Here is a 16,763-nt window from a genome sequence, read left to right as displayed (position 1 = left end):
CGACTTCGTCACCAACCTTGATGATGCCGCGCTCGATACGACCGGTCACCACGGTGCCGCGGCCCGAGATCGAGAACACGTCTTCGACCGGCATCAGGAACGGCTGGTCAATGGCGCGCTGCGGCTCCGGGATGTAGCTGTCCAGCGCCTCGACGAGGGCGATGATCGCCGGCACGCCGATTTCCGACTGGTCGCCTTCCAGCGCCAGCTTGGCCGAACCCTTGATGATCGGGGTGTCGTCGCCGGGGAAGTCGTACTTGCTCAGCAGTTCGCGCACTTCCATCTCGACCAGCTCGAGCAGCTCGGCGTCGTCCACCATGTCGGCCTTGTTCAGGAACACGACGATGTACGGCACGCCGACCTGGCGCGACAGCAGGATGTGTTCGCGGGTCTGCGGCATCGGGCCGTCAGCGGCCGAGCACACCAGGATCGCGCCGTCCATCTGCGCCGCACCCGTGATCATGTTCTTCACGTAGTCGGCGTGGCCCGGGCAGTCCACGTGGGCGTAGTGGCGGTTCGGCGATTCGTATTCGACGTGTGCGGTCGAGATCGTGATACCACGTGCCTTTTCTTCCGGCGCCGCGTCGATCGCGTCATACGCCTTGAATTCGCCACCGAAGCGCTCTGCGCCGACCTTGGTCAGTGCGGCCGTCAGCGTCGTCTTGCCGTGGTCCACGTGACCAATCGTGCCGACGTTGACGTGCGGCTTGGTGCGCTCGAATTTACCCTTTGCCATGACTTAAACCTCTAAAAAAAGAACGGTAGTTTGGAGGAAGAGGGCCTTATCAGGCCTTCTTCATGACCTGCTCAGCGATGTTGTTCGGCGCTTCAGCGTAGTGGTCGAACTCCATCGTAAAGGTGGCGCGACCCTGGGTCAGCGAACGAATGGTCGTCGCATAACCGAACATCTCACCCAGCGGGACCATCGCGTTGATGGTCTTGCCCGACGGCGTGTCGTCCTGGCCCTGGAGCAGACCGCGACGGCGGCTCAGGTCGCCCATGACGTCACCGACGTAGTCTTCCGGCGTCACGACCTCGACCTTCATGATCGGCTCGAGCAGCACCGGCGACGCCTTGGCGAAGCCCTGCTTGAACGCCATCGAAGCGGCAAGCTTGAACGCCATTTCGGACGAGTCGACGTCGTGGTACGAACCGAACACCAGCTTGACCTTCACGTTCACCACCGGGAAGCCCGCGAGCGGACCGCTGGTGATGGTTTCGCGCAGACCCTTTTCGACAGACGGGATGAATTCCTTCGGAATCACACCACCGGTGATGTCGTTGATGAACAGGAAATCGTCCTTGACGGAATCGCTCTTGCGGTCTTCTTCGGTCATCGGCGACAGCTCGATCACGACGTGACCGTACTGACCCTTACCACCCGACTGCTTGGCGTGCTTATAGTCCGACTTGACGTCCGAGCTGCGGATCGTTTCGCGGTAAGCCACCTGCGGCTTGCCGACGTTGGCTTCCACGTTGAACTCGCGCTTCATGCGGTCCACGAGAATGTCCAGGTGCAGCTCGCCCATGCCCGAGATGATCGTCTGGCCGGATTCTTCGTCCGTACGCACGCGGAAGGACGGATCTTCGGCAGCCAGGCGACCCAGCGCGATACCCATCTTTTCCTGGTCGGACTTGGTCTTCGGCTCGACCGCCATCGAGATCACCGGCTCCGGGAACGTCATGCGCTCCAGGGTGATGATGTGATCCTGCGAGCACAGCGTGTCACCGGTCGTCACGTCCTTCAGGCCGACCGCAGCGGCGATGTCGCCAGCGCGGACTTCCTTGATTTCCTGACGCTCGTTAGCGTGCATCTGCAGGATGCGGCCGATGCGTTCCTTCTTGGACTTGACCGGGTTGTACACCTGGTCGCCCGCATTCAACGTGCCCGAGTAGACGCGGAAGAACGTGAGCGAGCCGACGAACGGATCGGTCATGATCTTGAACGCCAGCGCGGAGAACGGCGCCGAGTCGTCAGCCGAACGGGTGGCTTCCTTCTCGTCGTCGTCCACGCCCGACACCGGCGGACGATCGATCGGCGACGGCAGCAGCTGCACCACCGCGTCGAGCATGGCCTGCACGCCCTTGTTCTTGAACGCAGTACCGCAGAAGACCGGGATGATCTCGCTGGACAGCGTGCGCGCACGCAGGCCACCGATGATCTCTTCCTCGGTGAGGTCGCCCTCTTCCAGGTACTTGTTCATCAGGTCTTCGGAGGCTTCCGCCGCCGACTCGACCATGTACGAACGGGCTTCAGCCGCCTTGTCCGCCAGGTTGGCCGGGATGTCGGCGTACTCGAACTTCATGCCCTGGGACTCCATGTCCCAGATGATCGCCTTCATCTTGAGCAGGTCGACCACGCCCTCGAAGTTGTCCTCGGCACCAATCGGCACCTGCATCGGCACCGGGTTGGCACCCAGGCGAGCCTTCAGCTGGTCGACCACCTTGTAGAAGTTCGCGCCAGTGCGGTCCATCTTGTTGACGAACGCGAGGCGCGGCACCTTGTACTTGTTGGCCTGACGCCAGACGGTTTCAGACTGCGGCTGCACACCACCCACGGCACAGAGCACGAACACCGCGCCGTCGAGGACGCGCAGCGAGCGCTCCACTTCGATGGTGAAGTCCACGTGACCTGGGGTGTCGATGATGTTGAAGCGGTGCTCGGGCAGGGAGCGATCCATGCCCTTCCAGAACGCCGTCGTTGCCGCCGACGTAATGGTGATGCCGCGCTCCTGCTCCTGCTCCATCCAGTCCATCGTCGCTGCACCGTCGTGCACCTCGCCAATCTTGTGACTGACGCCGGTGTAGAACAGGATGCGCTCCGTGGTGGTGGTCTTGCCGGCATCGATGTGAGCCATGATGCCGAAGTTGCGGTAGCGCTCGATAGGAGTGGTGCGTGCCACGGTCTTAACCTCTGAAAGTTCTAGCTGTACTGCTTACCAGCGATAATGCGAGAAGGCCTTGTTGGCCTCCGCCATACGGTGCGTCTCTTCGCGCTTCTTGATCGCGCCGCCGCGATTTTCCGAAGCTTCGAGCAGCTCGGCTGCCAGCTTGCGCGGCATCGAGGTCTCGCCACGCTTGCGGGCGGAATCGATAGCCCAGCGCATGGCCAGCGCCATACGGCGACCCGGACGCACTTCAACCGGCACCTGGTAGGTGGCGCCGCCGACACGGCGGGACTTCACCTCGACCGCCGGAGCGATGTTGTTCAGTGCCTTCTCGACGAGCTGAACCGGCTCGGCGTTCTTTTCGCCCAGATGGGCCAGTGCACCGTAGACGATGCTCTCGGCGACCGACTTCTTGCCGCTCTTCATCACCATGTTGATGAAACGAGCGATGAGCTGGCTGCCGTGCTTGGGATCCGGCAGGATCAGACGGGCGGGATGTGAACCTTTACGCGACATATTTAATTCCTAAAGATCAGGACTTCGGGCGCTTGGCGCCGTACTTGGAGCGCGACTGACGGCGCTTGGTGACGCCGGCGCAGTCGAGACTGCCGCGCACCGTGTGGTAACGCACACCCGGCAGATCCTTGACGCGACCGCCGCGGATCAGGACCACGGAGTGCTCCTGCAGGTTGTGACCTTCGCCACCGATGTAGCTGATCACTTCGTAACCGTTCGTCAGGCGCACCTTGGCGACCTTACGAAGGGCCGAGTTCGGCTTCTTCGGGGTGGTGGTGTAAACGCGCGTGCAAACGCCGCGACGCTGCGGGCTGTTCTGCAAAGCCGGCGAAGCACTCTTGTACGTCTTCGGGCTGCGGGATTTGCGAACCAACTGGTTGACTGTCGTCATTGAAGCTGTTCCTGAGAAACATAAAGGCAGACCGAACCGGCTCGGTCTGCCAAGAAGCGGGAATTTAACATGGGCAGCCTGTCACAGACAAGCTGACGCCCTGCCATCCATAGCCCGAACACGAGGCGCAATCCTTGCGCCTCATTTCGTATGTCAGCGAGCACAGCCCGTGAGGGGCTTACTCCACACCAATGTCGCTACCGGTGGTGGCTTCCGCGAAGGAGGCCGATGAAGCGGAACCGGAGAGGGTTTCAAGCTCCGAGGCGGTCAGACCGCCCTGGCGATGACGCGACGCGTGATACGCCAGACCCGTACCTGCCGGAATGAGACGGCCGACAATAACATTTTCCTTCAGGCCGCGCAAGGTATCGCGCGTTCCGCGGACCGCGGCTTCCGTCAGCACTCGGGTGGTTTCCTGGAAGGACGCCGCCGAGATGAAGGATTCCGTGGCCAGCGAGGCCTTGGTGATGCCCAGCAGCACCGACTGGTACTCCGCCGGACGCTCGCCACGCTTGACGGCGCGATCGTTCTCGCCGTTGATGCGCACGCGCTCGACCTGCTCACCGCGCAGGTAGTGGCTCTCACCCGGATCGGTGATTTCCACCTTGCGCAGCATCTGGCGAATGATCGCTTCGATGTGCTTGTCGTTGATCTTCACGCCCTGCAGGCGGTAGACGTCCTGGATTTCCTTGACCAGGTACGAAGCCAGCGGCTCGACGCCCAGCAGGCGCAGGATGTCGTGCGGGCTGGGCTCGCCGTCCACCACGGTCTCGCCCTTCTCCACATGTTCGCCTTCGAACACGATGACCTGACGCCACTTGGGAATCAGCTCTTCGTGCTCGTTGCCGTCCACGTCCTTGATGATCAGGCGCTGCTTGCCCTTGGTGTCCTTGCCGAAGCTGATCACACCCGAACGCTCGGCGAGAATCGCCGGTTCCTTCGGCTTGCGGGCTTCGAACAAGTCGGCCACGCGCGGCAGACCACCGGTGATGTCGCGGGTCTTGGAGGTTTCCTGCGGGATACGTGCCACCACGTCACCCACGCCCACCTGCGCACCGTTCTGGATCGACACGATGGCGCCGGCCGGGAGCATGTACTGCGCCGGCACGTCGGTGCCCGGCAGCTTCAGCTCGCGGCCCTTGGCATCTTCCAGACGCACGATCGGGCGCAGGTCCTTGGCGGCCGTACCACGGCGCTTCGGATCGGTCACCACCGCCGACTCCAGGCCGGTCAGTTCGTCGGTCTGGCTCTGCACGGTGATGCCATCGATGAAGTCGATGAAGCGCACGGTACCGGCCACTTCCGACACGATCGGATGGGTATGCGGATCCCAGTTGGCCACGGCCTGGCCGGCCTTGACCGGATCGCCGTCCTTGACCGAGATCGTCGCGCCGTAAGGCACCTTGTAGCGCTCGCGCTCGCGGCCGTTGGCGTCGATGACGCTCACTTCGCCCGAACGCGACACCGCCACCAGGTGGCCCTGCGAGTGCTGCACGGTCTTGAGGTTGTTGAACTTCAGCGTGCCGGTGGTCTTCACCGTCACGTTGTCAACCGCAGCCGCACGAGACGCCGCACCACCGATGTGGAACGTACGCATGGTCAGCTGGGTACCCGGCTCACCGATCGACTGCGCAGCCACCACGCCCACGGCTTCACCCATGTTCACCAGGTGGCCACGGGCCAGGTCACGGCCGTAGCACAGCGCGCAAACGCCATGATCGGCGGCGCAGGTGATGGGCGAACGCACCTTGATCGACTGCACGCCGGCCTTGTCGAGCTTCTCGACCAGGGCTTCGTCCAGCAGGGTGTCACGGGTGACGATCGGCTCGTTGTCTTCGCCCGGACCGTAGACGTCTTCCAGCGCCACACGACCCAGCACGCGATCGCGCAACGGCTCGACCACGTCGCCGCCTTCCACGATCGGCTGCATGGTGACGCCTTCGTCCGTGCCGCAATCGGGCAAGGTGATGACCACGTCCTGCGCCACGTCGACGAGACGACGGGTGAGGTAACCGGAGTTCGCGGTCTTCAGCGCCGTATCCGCCAGGCCCTTACGAGCACCGTGGGTGGAGTTGAAGTACTGCAGAACGTTCAGGCCTTCGCGGAAGTTCGCCTTGATGGGCGTCTCGATGATCGAGCCGTCCGGGCGAGCCATCAGGCCGCGCATACCGGCCAGCTGACGGATCTGGGCGACCGAACCACGAGCGCCCGAGTCGGCCATGATGTACAGCGAGTTCATGGACTTCTGGTTGACCGTCTTGCCTTCGGCATCGGTCACCTTCTCGGTACCGATACCGTCGATCATCGCCTTGGCGACGAGTTCGTTGGTGCGCGACCAGATGTCGACGACCTTGTTGTAGCGCTCGCCGGCGGTCACGAGACCCGACTGGTACTGCTCCTGGATCTCGACGACTTCCTTCTCGGCTTCTTCCAGGATCGGCTTCTTCTCGGCCGGGATGATCATGTCATCGATGCCGATGGAGATGCCCGCGCGCGTGGCGAAGCGGAAACCGGTGTACATCAGCTGGTCGCCGAAGATCACGGTTTCCTTCAGGCCCAGGCGGCGGTAGCACTGGTTGATCAGGCGCGAGATGTTCTTTTTGGTCAGCTCGGTGTTGGCCAGCGCAAACGGCAGGCCTTCCGGCATGATTTCGAGCAGCAGCGCGCGACCCACGGTCGTATCGACGATCTGGGTGGCTTCGGTGCGGTTGCCTTCTTCGTCGATCTGCACCTGGTTGATGCGGACCTTGACCTTGGCGTGCAACTGCACGGCGCGGTTGTCGTAGGCACGACGGACTTCGCCGATGCCCGAGAACACCATGCCGTTGCCCTTCGCGTTCACCAGCTCGCGGGTCATGTAGTACAGGCCCAGCACCACGTCCTGGGTCGGCACGATGATCGGCTCGCCGTTGGCGGGCGACAGGATGTTGTTGGTCGCCATCATCAGTGCGCGCGCTTCGAGCTGCGCCTCGATGGAGAGCGGCACGTGCACAGCCATCTGGTCACCGTCGAAGTCGGCGTTGAACGCCGTACAGACGAGCGGGTGCAGCTGGATGGCCTTGCCTTCGATCAGCTTCGGCTCGAACGCCTGGATGCCGAGACGGTGCAGGGTCGGTGCACGGTTGAGCATGACCGGATGTTCGCGGATCACCTCTTCGAGGATGTCCCACACCTGGCCTTCCTCGCGCTCGACGAGCTTCTTGGCGGCCTTGATGGTGGTCGCTTCGCCGCGAGCCTGCAGCTTGGCGAAGATGAAGGGCTTGAACAGCTCGAGCGCCATCTTCTTCGGCAGACCGCACTGGTGCAGTCGCAGGGTCGGACCCACCACGATCACCGAACGACCGGAGTAGTCCACACGCTTGCCGAGCAGGTTCTGGCGGAAGCGGCCCTGCTTGCCCTTGATCATGTCCGCGAGCGACTTCAGCGCGCGCTTGTTCGTGCCGGTGATGGCACGGCCGCGGCGACCGTTGTCGAGCAGCGCGTCGACCGATTCCTGCAGCATGCGCTTTTCGTTGCGCACGATGATGTCGGGCGCATTGAGTTCGAGCAGGCGACGCAGGCGGTTGTTGCGGTTGATGACGCGGCGGTACAGGTCATTCAGGTCGGACGTGGCGAAGCGGCCACCGTCCAGCGGGACCAGCGGACGCAGGTCCGGCGGCAGCACCGGCAGCACGGTCAGCACCATCCATTCCGGACGGTTGCCCGACTCCAGGAACGCCTCGATCAGCTTCACGCGCTTGGTGAGGCGCTTGAGCTTGGTCTCGGAGTTGGTCGAGCCGATTTCTTCCTTCAGGCGCACGACTTCGCCCGGGAGGTCCAGGGACTTGAGCAGCTCGTAGACGGCCTCGGCACCCATGCGGGCGTCGAACTCGTCACCGTGCTCTTCCACGGCTTCCAGGTACTGGTCTTCGCTGAGCAGCTGGCCGCGCTCGAGCGCGGTCAGACCCGGATCGATCACCACGAACGCTTCGAAGTACAGGATGCGCTCGATGTCGCGCAGGGTCATGTCCAGCATCAGGCCGATGCGCGAGGGCAGCGACTTGAGGAACCAGATGTGCGCGGTCGGCGAGGCCAGCTCGATGTGGCCCATGCGCTCGCGGCGCACCTTGGCCAGCGTCACTTCCGTGCCGCACTTTTCGCACACCACGCCGCGGTGCTTCATGCGCTTGTACTTGCCGCACAGGCACTCGTAATCCTTCACCGGACCGAAGATGGCGGCGCAGAACAGGCCGTCACGCTCGGGCTTGAAGGTGCGGTAATTGATCGTTTCCGGCTTCTTCACCTCGCCGTACGACCACGAGCGGATCAGCTCCGGCGAAGCCAGAGCGATCTTGATCGCATCGAAGTCAGGCGCGGTGCGCTGCTGGTTGAACAGATTGAGCAAGTCTTTCATGGATGTCTCCGAGAGATCGGGAATAAGGAATGGAGAATCAGTCAGAGGTAACGAGGAGTGCTCCTCGTTACCCCCTCAACTCACTTCACTTCTTCCAGATCGATATCGATACCGAGCGAGCGGATTTCCTTCACCAACACGTTGAAGGATTCCGGCATGCCCGCCGCCATCTCGTGGTTGCCGTCGACAATGTTCTTGTACATCTGGTTACGGCCCTGCACGTCATCGGACTTCACCGTCAGCATTTCCTGCAGGGTGTAAGCCGCGCCGTAGGCTTCCAGCGCCCAGACTTCCATTTCACCGAAGCGCTGGCCACCGAACTGCGCCTTACCACCCAGCGGCTGCTGCGTGACGAGCGAGTACGGACCGGTCGAACGCGCGTGCATCTTGTCGTCGACCAGGTGGTTCAGCTTCAGGTAGTGCATGTAGCCCACGGTGACCGGGCGATCGAACGCCTCGCCGGTACGGCCGTCGAACAGCACCGTCTGGCCGGATTCCGGCAGATCGGCGAGCTTGAGCATCGCCTTGATCTCGGTTTCCTCGGCACCGTCGAACACCGGGGTGGCCATCGGCACGCCTTCCTGCAGGTTGTTGGCCAGGGCGAGGATTTCCTCGTCGGTCAACGACTTCAGGTCGACATGCTGCACGGCGCCGGCGACGTGGTGGTTGTACACCTGGTCGAGGAACTCGCGGATCTGCGCGACCTTGGCCTGCGCCTCGAGCATCTTCTGGATCTTCTTGCCCAGGCCCTTCGCGGCCCAGCCAAGGTGAACTTCCAGAATCTGGCCGATGTTCATACGCGACGGCACGCCCAGCGGGTTCAGCACGATGTCGACCGAGGTACCGTCTTCGGAGAACGGCATGTCCTCCACCGGCACCACGTTGGACACCACACCCTTGTTACCGTGGCGACCGGCCATCTTGTCGCCCGGCTGGATGCGGCGCTTCACGGCCAGGAACACCTTGACCATCTTGAGCACGCCCGGAGCAAGGTCGTCACCCTGGGTGATCTTGCCCTGCTTCTCCTTGAAGCGCTTGTCGAACTCTTCCTTGTGACGCTTGATCTGATCAGCGGCGCGCTCGAGGAACTCGGTGACGTCCTCTTCCTTGACGTTGATCTTGAACCAGTCGTCGCGCTTGAGGCCGTCAAGGTAGGCGTCGGTGATCTCGGCGCCACGCTTCAGGCCGCCCGGACCGCTCATCGCGGTCTTGCCGACGAGCTGGGTGCGCATACGGTTGTAGATCGCGCCTTCCAGGATGCGGAACTGGTCATCAAGGTCCTTGCGGATACGCTTGATTTCCATTTCCTCGATCTGACGGGCACGCTTGTCCTTCTCGATGCCGTCGCGGGTGAAGACCTGCACGTCGATGACGGTGCCGTCCATGCCCGGCGGCACGCGCAGCGAGCTGTCCTTCACGTCCGAAGCCTTCTCGCCGAAGATCGCGCGAAGCAGCTTCTCTTCCGGCGTCAGCTGGCTCTCGCCCTTGGGCGTGACCTTGCCGACCATGATGTCGCCGGCCTTCACTTCCGCACCGATGTACACGATGCCGGATTCGTCGAGGCGGGCCAGCGCCTGCTCACCCACGTTCGGGATGTCGGCGGTGATTTCCTCGGCGCCCAGCTTGGTGTCACGCGCGATGCAGGACAGCTCCTCGATGTGGATCGAGGTGTAGCGGTCTTCCTGCACGACGCGCTCGGAGAGCAGGATCGAGTCTTCGAAGTTGTAGCCGTTCCACGGCATGAAGGCGATCAGCATGTTCTGGCCGAGCGCGAGCTCGCCCAGGTCGGTCGACGAACCGTCGGCCAGCGTGTCGCCCTTCGCCACGATGTCACCCACGTTCACCAGCGGGCGCTGGTTGAGGTTGGTGTTCTGGTTGGAACGGGTGTACTTGGTCAGCGTGTAGATATCGACGCCGGCGTCGTTGTCGCCGACCTCTTCCTCGTTCACGCGCACCACGATACGGCCGGCGTCGACCTGGTCGATCACGCCGCCGCGCTTGGCGGTGACGATGACGCCCGAGTCACGCGCCACGGCGCGCTCGATGCCGGTACCCACCAGCGGGGTCTGCGAACGCAGGGTCGGCACGGCCTGACGCTGCATGTTCGCGCCCATGAGTGCGCGGTTCGCGTCATCGTGCTCCAGGAACGGCACGAGTGCGGCAGCGACCGACACCGTCTGCATGGGCGAAACGTCCATGTAGTCGACTTCAGCGGCCGGACGCAGCTCGGACTCGCCGCGGAAACGGCAGGACACGAAGTCTTCGATGAAGGCGCCATCCTTGAGCGGCGAGTTCGCCTGCGCAATGACGTGGTCGCCCTCTTCGATCGCCGACAGGTAATCCACCTGGTCGGTGACCTTGCCGCCCACGACCTTGCGGTACGGCGTCTCGAGGAAGCCATACGTGTTGGTGCGGGCGTACACGGCCAGCGAGTTGATCAGGCCGATGTTCGGGCCTTCCGGCGTTTCGATGGTGCAGACGCGGCCGTAATGGGTCGGATGCACGTCGCGCACTTCGAAGCCGGCGCGCTCGCGGGTCAGGCCGCCCGGTCCCAGGGCCGAGACGCGACGCTTGTGCGTCACTTCCGACAGCGGGTTGTTCTGGTCCATGAACTGGCTGAGCTGCGAGGAGCCGAAGAACTCCTTCACCGCTGCTGCCACCGGCTTGGCGTTGATCAGTTCCTGCGGGGTGAGACCTTCGGACTCGGCCAGCGACAGGCGCTCGCGTACGGCGCGCTCGACGCGCACCAGGCCGATGCGGAAGGTGTTCTCCGCCATTTCACCGACCGAACGCACACGGCGGTTGCCCAGGTGGTCGATATCGTCGACGGTGCCATGACCGTTCTTGATGTCGATGAGCACCTTGAGCACGTCGAGGATGTCGGAGCGATCGCCCTGCGAAGCGACGAGCGACTGGGCTTCCTCTTCCTTGCGATCGGTGAAGTAACGCTTGTCGTACAGCACGCCCGGACCGACGATCTCCTGACGGCCCACGCGACGGTTGAACTTCATGCGACCCACGGCCGACAGGTCGTAGCGGTCGAAGGTGAAGAACAGGTTGTAGAACAGGTTCTGCGCAGCGTCCTTCGTCGGCGGCTCGCCCGGGCGCATCATGCGATAGATTTCCACCAGCGCCTCGAGCGGCGTCTTGGTGTTGTCGATGCGCAGGGTGTGCGAGATGTACGCGCCACGATCGAGGTCGTTGACGTACAGGGTCGGAACGATCTCGATGCCGGCCTTGCGGAAGTTCTCGAGCTGCTCGGCCGAGATTTCGTCGTTGGCCTGGGCCAGCAGTTCGCCGGTCTTGGGGTCGACGATGTCGGTGGCCAGGATGCGGCCGACCGGGTAGTCGTCCGGCACTTCCAGCGCGGTGATGTTCTCGGCGGCGAGCTGGCGCACGTGACGCGCAGTGATGCGCTTGCCGGCTTCCACCAGCACCTTGTCACCGATGGCCAGGTCGAAGGTCAGCGTTTCGCCGCGCAGGCGCTCGGCGACGAGCTCCAGCGTGGTGCCGCCCTTCTTGCCCAGGTGGAACACGTTGTGCTCGAAGAAGATGCCGAGCATCTCTTCGTTGGTGTAGCCGAGCGCGCGCAGCAGCACGGTCACCGGCAGCTTGCGGCGACGGTCGATACGGGTGAACAGCGCATCCTTCGGGTCGAACTCGAAGTCCAGCCACGAACCGCGGTAAGGAATCACGCGGGCGGAGAACAGCAGCTTGCCCGAGCTGTGCGTCTTGCCGCGGTCGTGATCGAAGAACACGCCCGGCGAACGATGCAGCTGCGAGACGATGACGCGCTCGGTGCCGTTGATGATGAAGGTGCCGGTGTCGGTCATGAGCGGAATTTCGCCCATGTAGACTTCCTGCTCCTTCACGTACTTCACGGCCTTCTTGGATGCCGGGCTGTCCTTGTCATAGATGACCAGGCGCACGGTGACGCGCAGCGGCGCGCCGAAGGTCATGCCGCGGTTGCGGCACTCGCGCTCGTCGAACGGCGGCTCGCCCAGGCGATAGTCGACATACTCAAGCGCGGCATTGCCCGAATAGCTGACAATCGGGAACACCGACTTCAGCGCGGCGTGGAGACCCTTTTCGTCGCGGGCCTTGGGAGCGACGTGCTCCTGCAGGAACTCGCGATAGGAATCGGTCTGGATGGTCAGCAGGTTCGGAACGCCCAAAACAGGTGGACGCTTGCCGAAATCCTTGCGGATGCGCTTCTTCTCGGTAAACGAGTAGGTCATGGTGGGTACCGCCTCGGTTCGCAGTGACGCCGGTGGTGCACACACCGGCTGAATTGTGAAAGCTGTGTCTGCGGTCGACAAACAGGTTGTGCTGCCCTGCCCGTCGATGCGTCAAAAAGACATGAGTCAAAGGTCGGCGGTGGTCTGCAGGCCTTTCAGTGTTGTCTTCCCGACGCGTAAAACACGAACCAAAAATGATGACGCTTTGTCGTTACAGGCCCCACCGCGCGATGGAGGCCGTTTGCAACAGGCAAAGCCCGGGGGCTTACGCCCCCAGGCTTGGCTTGACGCTAGATCGAACTGACGGCGCGCAAGAGCGCCAATTACTTCAGTTCGACCGTGGCGCCGGCAGCTTCGAGGTCCTTCTTGAACTTCGCAGCGTCGTCCTTCGAAGCGGCTTCCTTCACGACGCCACCGGCCTCGGTCAGGTCCTTCGCTTCCTTCAGGCCCAGGCCCGTGATGGCGCGGACGGCCTTGATCACGTCGACCTTCTTGTCGCCGGCGCTCTTCAGGATGACGTCGAACTCGGTCTGCTCTTCAACAGCCGGGCCGGCAGCGGCCGGGCCAGCAGCCATCATCACCGGGGCAGCGGCGGTCACGCCAAACTTCTCTTCGATGGCCTTCACCAGGTCCATCACTTCCATGAGCGACTTGGCGGCAACGGCTTCAACGATCTGTTCGTTGGTCAGGGACATTTTCATTTACCTCTGGAAATTGATTCGATGTAAGTAGACGGCGAACTTAGGCGGGTTCGACTTCAGCCGGGGCTTCGGCGGCGACTTCGCCACCACCCTGCTGGTCGGCCACAGCCTTGACGACGCGAGCGAACATGGTGGCCGGCTCGGCCAGCACACGTGCCAGCATGGCCAGGGCCTGTTCGCGGGTCGGCAGCGAGGCCAGCACTTCAACGTGCGCGGCCGGCAACAGCTTGCCTTCCACCGACACGAGACGCGGCTTGAGCTTTTCGTTGCCCTTGGCGAATTCCTTGATCAGGCGACCGGCAGCGCCGGGCTCCTCCATCGAGAATGCGTACAGCAGCGGACCGGTCAGGGCGTCCTTGACGACCTCGAACTCGGTACCTGCCACGGCGCGCGAAGCCAGCGTGTTCTTTACAACCTTCAGGAACACGCCCGATTCACGGGCCTTCTTGCGCATCGCGGTCATCTGTTCGACCGTGACGCCTGCATACTCAGCGGCGACCAAGGAGTGTGCCTTCGCAGCGACTTCTGCCAGCTCGGCGACTACTTCTTGCTTCTGCGAGAGATTCAGAGCCATTTTTCACTCCTCTTATGAACTCCGCTTACGGCTCCTGCCGCTTGCGGTCCTGAGCGACGCCATCCGTGACGTCGGGGACAAAAGAATGTCCCGGGTGGTGGCCTTTCCAGAACAGATGAAGCAATTCCAGAAGGGGCAGCACCATCTACGCAGGCCAGATCCGCGAGGGACCCGATTAAGCGAACCCGCTAACCACGACGGCGTTTCCTTGCCAACACGAGCTCCCTGCTCGTCGTCGTGGCGCGCTGATCGCGCCTGCGGTCTTTGACGGCGACTCCGGAGAAACTCCGGGGCCTGCCTTCAAAAACATGCCCGCACCGACATCAGCCGGTGCGGGACTTGAACACTTACTTGGTCGACACCGTCAGGGACGAGGTATCAACCGGCACGCCGACGCCCATGGTGGACGACAGTGCAACCTTCTGCAGGTACTGACCCTTGGCCGTAGCCGGCTTGGCCTTCAGCAGGTCATTGACCAGTGCATTGAGGTTGTCAGCCAGCTGGGCAGCGTCGAACGTGGCCTTGCCGATGGTGGCGTGGATGATGCCCGCCTTGTCGTTGCGGAACTTCACCTGGCCGGCCTTGGCGTTCTTGACGGCCGTGGCGACGTCGGCGGTGACCGAGCCGTCCTTCGGGTTCGGCATCAGGCCGCGGGGGCCGAGCAGCTGACCGAGCTTACCGACGACGCGCATCGCGTCCGGCGTAGCAATCACGCGACCGAAGTCGAGATCGCCAGCCTGCATGCGCTCGGCCAGATCGTCCATACCAACGGCGTCAGCGCCGGCGGCCTTGGCGGCCTCGGCCTTCTCACCGGCCGGCACGAACACGGCGACCTTGACGGTCTTGCCGGTGCCGTGCGGCAGCAGCGAGGAACCACGCACGCCCTGGTCGGACTTCTTGGCATCGATGCCGAGGCGGACGGCAACGTCCACGGACTCGGAGAACTTCGCCTTGGCGTTGTTCTTGACGATGTTCAGGGCCTCTTCCAGGCCATAGAGCTTGCCCGGCTGCACTGCGGCCTGAGCTGCCTTCAAACGCTTCGTAAGCTTTGCCATGTCTTAACCCTCCACCACAAAGCCCATGCTGCGGGCGCTACCGGCAATGGTGCGCACCGCGGCGTCCAGATCAGCAGCCGTGAGATCCGGCTCCTTCTGCTTCGCAACGTCTTCCAGCTGCTTGCGGGTGATCTTGCCGACCTTGTCGGTATTCGGCTTGGACGAGCCCTTGGCGATGCCCGTGGCCTTCTTGATCAGGATCGAGGCCGGCGGGGTCTTGGTGATGAAGGTGAAGCTGCGGTCCGAATAGGCCGTGATGATCACGGGGATCGGCAGACCCGGCTCCAGCTTCTGCGTGGCGGCATTGAACGCCTTGCAGAATTCCATGATGTTCAGGCCGCGCTGACCGAGGGCGGGACCCACCGGCGGCGACGGGTTGGCCTGACCGGCCTTGACCTGCAGCTTGATGTAACCAGTTACTTTCTTTGCCATTGGTTTTTCCTCGCGAGTTCAAGCGCCTTGCGGCTCCTCGCAATGTTGTCGATCCCTGAAAGAGGAAGGCCCGCCGTCCCGCGAACCCCAGAAACACGGACACGCCGGGCTAAAAGACCCCAGCGTGAACCGCGTAGTTTAGAGAGTGATCAAGTTTTAAGCAAGCCCCATGCCGGGGCTGCTGTCAGGCCTTCTCGACCTGGCCAAACTCCAGCTCGACCGGGGTCGAGCGGCCGAAGATCAGCACTGCAACACGCAGGCGGCTCTTCTCGTAATTGACTTCCTCGACCACGCCGTTGAAATCGTTGAACGGGCCATCGGTGACGCGGACCATTTCGCCCGGCTCGAACAGCACCTTGGGCTTGGGCTTTTCCACGCCTTCACGGACACGGCTCAGGATGGCGTCGGCCTCGGAGTCGCGGATCGGCAACGGGCGATCCGCCGTGCCACCGATGAAACCCATGACCTTCGGGGTTTCCTTGACCAGATGCCAGCACTCGTCGTCGATGCGCGGCGCCTTGCCCTCGGTATCCGTCTCGATCTGCACGAGAACGTAACCCGGGAAGAACTTGCGCTCGCTGCGACGCTTCTGGCCGCTGCGCATCTCGATGACTTCTTCGGTCGGCACCAGCACTTCGCCGAACCGCTCTTCCATGCCGGCGCGGCGAATCCGCTCGTCCAGCGAGCGCTTCACCTGGTTCTCGAAGCCCGAATAGGCGTGCACCACATACCAACGCTTGCTCATGCCATCACCTCACGTACCGAGCTTGAGCAGCCAGTCGAGCACGACCGACTTCAGGATCAGATCAATCAGGCCCAGCAGCAGCGACAGGACGATGACCACGACCATGATGATGCCGGTGGTCTTGAGCGTCTCGTCGCGGGTGGGCCAGACCACCTTGCGCATTTCGAACTGCGATTCGCCGAGGAAGCTGCGCACGCGGCGACCCGGGGCCGTAAAGGCTCCAATGGCCAGCGCGGCCACCAGCGCGACCAGCACGCCAAGCAGGCGCACCGACTGCGGGATGGAGCCATCGGCGCCGAACCACGAATACGCGAAAATGCCGGCAGCCAGCACCAGCACGGCCAATACCAGCTTGGCGATATCGGCGCCAGAGGCGCCCTTGGTCGGTTCTGCCTTCGTATTCATGCGACAGGATCGAATGACAGAGGCATCGCCCGGGTTAGGGACCGTATGCCATCCACCATCCGTCGAGGGTCCTCGGAAAGATGGCACGCCAGGAGGGACTCGAACCCCCAACCTGCGGTTTTGGAGACCGCTGCTCTGCCAATTGAGCTACTGGCGTATTCAGAAAATAGGTGAAGTCGCTCGCCTTGCCGCTGCAAGATGGCGCCCTTCGGCGCCATTCCAAGGATGAGGCGACCAAGGCCACCCCATCCAGGATTCTTGCAGCCCGCAGAGCGGGCGACTTCCCAGTCTACAGCTTACTTGATGACCTTGGCCACCACGCCGGCGCCGACGGTACGGCCGCCTTCGCGAATGGCGAAGCGCAGGCCCTGGTCCATGGCGATCGGGTGGATCAGGGTGACAACCATCTTGATGTTGTCGCCCGG

At 62.9% G+C, this 16,763-nt stretch carries 13 protein-coding genes and 1 tRNA gene; all 14 read right to left on the bottom strand.

The window, feature by feature from the left end; translation table 11 throughout:
• A partial coding sequence (locus EPB08_RS20850; RefSeq protein ID WP_130621054.1) for an elongation factor Tu occupies positions 1–736 on the bottom strand: 736 nt, incomplete at its 3' end.
• A gap of 49 nt (positions 737–785) precedes the next feature.
• On the bottom strand, positions 786–2,903 hold the full coding sequence (gene fusA / locus EPB08_RS20845) for an elongation factor G (protein WP_130621053.1): 2,118 nt from the start codon (positions 2,901–2,903) through the stop codon (positions 786–788).
• A gap of 33 nt (positions 2,904–2,936) precedes the next feature.
• On the bottom strand, positions 2,937–3,404 hold the full coding sequence (gene rpsG, locus EPB08_RS20840; RefSeq protein ID WP_102305037.1) for a 30S ribosomal protein S7: 468 nt from the start codon (positions 3,402–3,404) through the stop codon (positions 2,937–2,939).
• Between the two features lie 16 nt (positions 3,405–3,420).
• Positions 3,421–3,795 carry a 30S ribosomal protein S12 gene (gene rpsL, locus EPB08_RS20835; RefSeq protein WP_019464011.1) on the bottom strand — a complete coding sequence of 125 codons (375 nt, stop codon included), beginning with the start codon at positions 3,793–3,795 and terminating at the stop codon, positions 3,421–3,423.
• Between the two features lie 178 nt (positions 3,796–3,973).
• Positions 3,974–8,188 carry a DNA-directed RNA polymerase subunit beta' gene (gene rpoC, locus EPB08_RS20830; protein WP_130621052.1) on the bottom strand — a complete coding sequence of 1,405 codons (4,215 nt, stop codon included), beginning with the start codon at positions 8,186–8,188 and terminating at the stop codon, positions 3,974–3,976.
• Between the two features lie 80 nt (positions 8,189–8,268).
• Positions 8,269–12,426, bottom strand: a complete 4,158-nt coding sequence (rpoB, locus tag EPB08_RS20825) for a DNA-directed RNA polymerase subunit beta (RefSeq protein ID WP_130621051.1) — start codon at positions 12,424–12,426, stop codon at positions 8,269–8,271.
• A gap of 323 nt (positions 12,427–12,749) precedes the next feature.
• The gene (gene rplL / locus EPB08_RS20820) at positions 12,750–13,121 is read right to left on the bottom strand and encodes a 50S ribosomal protein L7/L12 (RefSeq protein ID WP_102305034.1); all 372 of its coding nucleotides are present in this window, start codon (positions 13,119–13,121) and stop codon (positions 12,750–12,752) included.
• A gap of 46 nt (positions 13,122–13,167) precedes the next feature.
• Positions 13,168–13,701, bottom strand: coding sequence for a 50S ribosomal protein L10 (gene rplJ / locus EPB08_RS20815; RefSeq protein ID WP_130621050.1), 534 nt, complete (start codon positions 13,699–13,701; stop codon positions 13,168–13,170).
• 347 nt (positions 13,702–14,048) lie between these two features.
• Positions 14,049–14,756, bottom strand: a complete 708-nt coding sequence (gene rplA / locus EPB08_RS20810; protein ID WP_130621049.1) for a 50S ribosomal protein L1 — start codon at positions 14,754–14,756, stop codon at positions 14,049–14,051.
• A 3-nt stretch (positions 14,757–14,759) separates the two neighbouring features.
• Positions 14,760–15,188, bottom strand: coding sequence for a 50S ribosomal protein L11 (gene rplK / locus EPB08_RS20805; protein WP_102305031.1), 429 nt, complete (start codon positions 15,186–15,188; stop codon positions 14,760–14,762).
• Positions 15,189–15,372: 184 nt separating this feature from the next.
• A complete protein-coding gene (nusG, locus tag EPB08_RS20800; protein WP_102305030.1) occupies positions 15,373–15,933 on the bottom strand; it encodes a transcription termination/antitermination protein NusG in 561 nt (186 codons plus the stop codon).
• 9 nt (positions 15,934–15,942) lie between these two features.
• A complete protein-coding gene (secE, locus tag EPB08_RS20795; RefSeq protein ID WP_111981394.1) occupies positions 15,943–16,338 on the bottom strand; it encodes a preprotein translocase subunit SecE in 396 nt (131 codons plus the stop codon).
• Positions 16,339–16,419: 81 nt separating this feature from the next.
• Positions 16,420–16,495, bottom strand: a tRNA-Trp gene (locus EPB08_RS20790).
• Positions 16,496–16,634: 139 nt separating this feature from the next.
• Positions 16,635–16,763 (bottom strand): EF-Tu C-terminal domain-related protein (locus tag EPB08_RS20785; RefSeq protein ID WP_486598950.1); only part of this gene is annotated, 129 nt, incomplete at its 5' end.

The organism is Dyella amyloliquefaciens, assembly GCF_004296575.1.
Taxonomy (GTDB): Bacteria; Pseudomonadota; Gammaproteobacteria; order Xanthomonadales; family Rhodanobacteraceae; genus Dyella; species Dyella amyloliquefaciens.
Note: the sequence above shows the minus strand (reverse complement) of the source record. Positions and strands in the feature narration are given on the sequence as shown.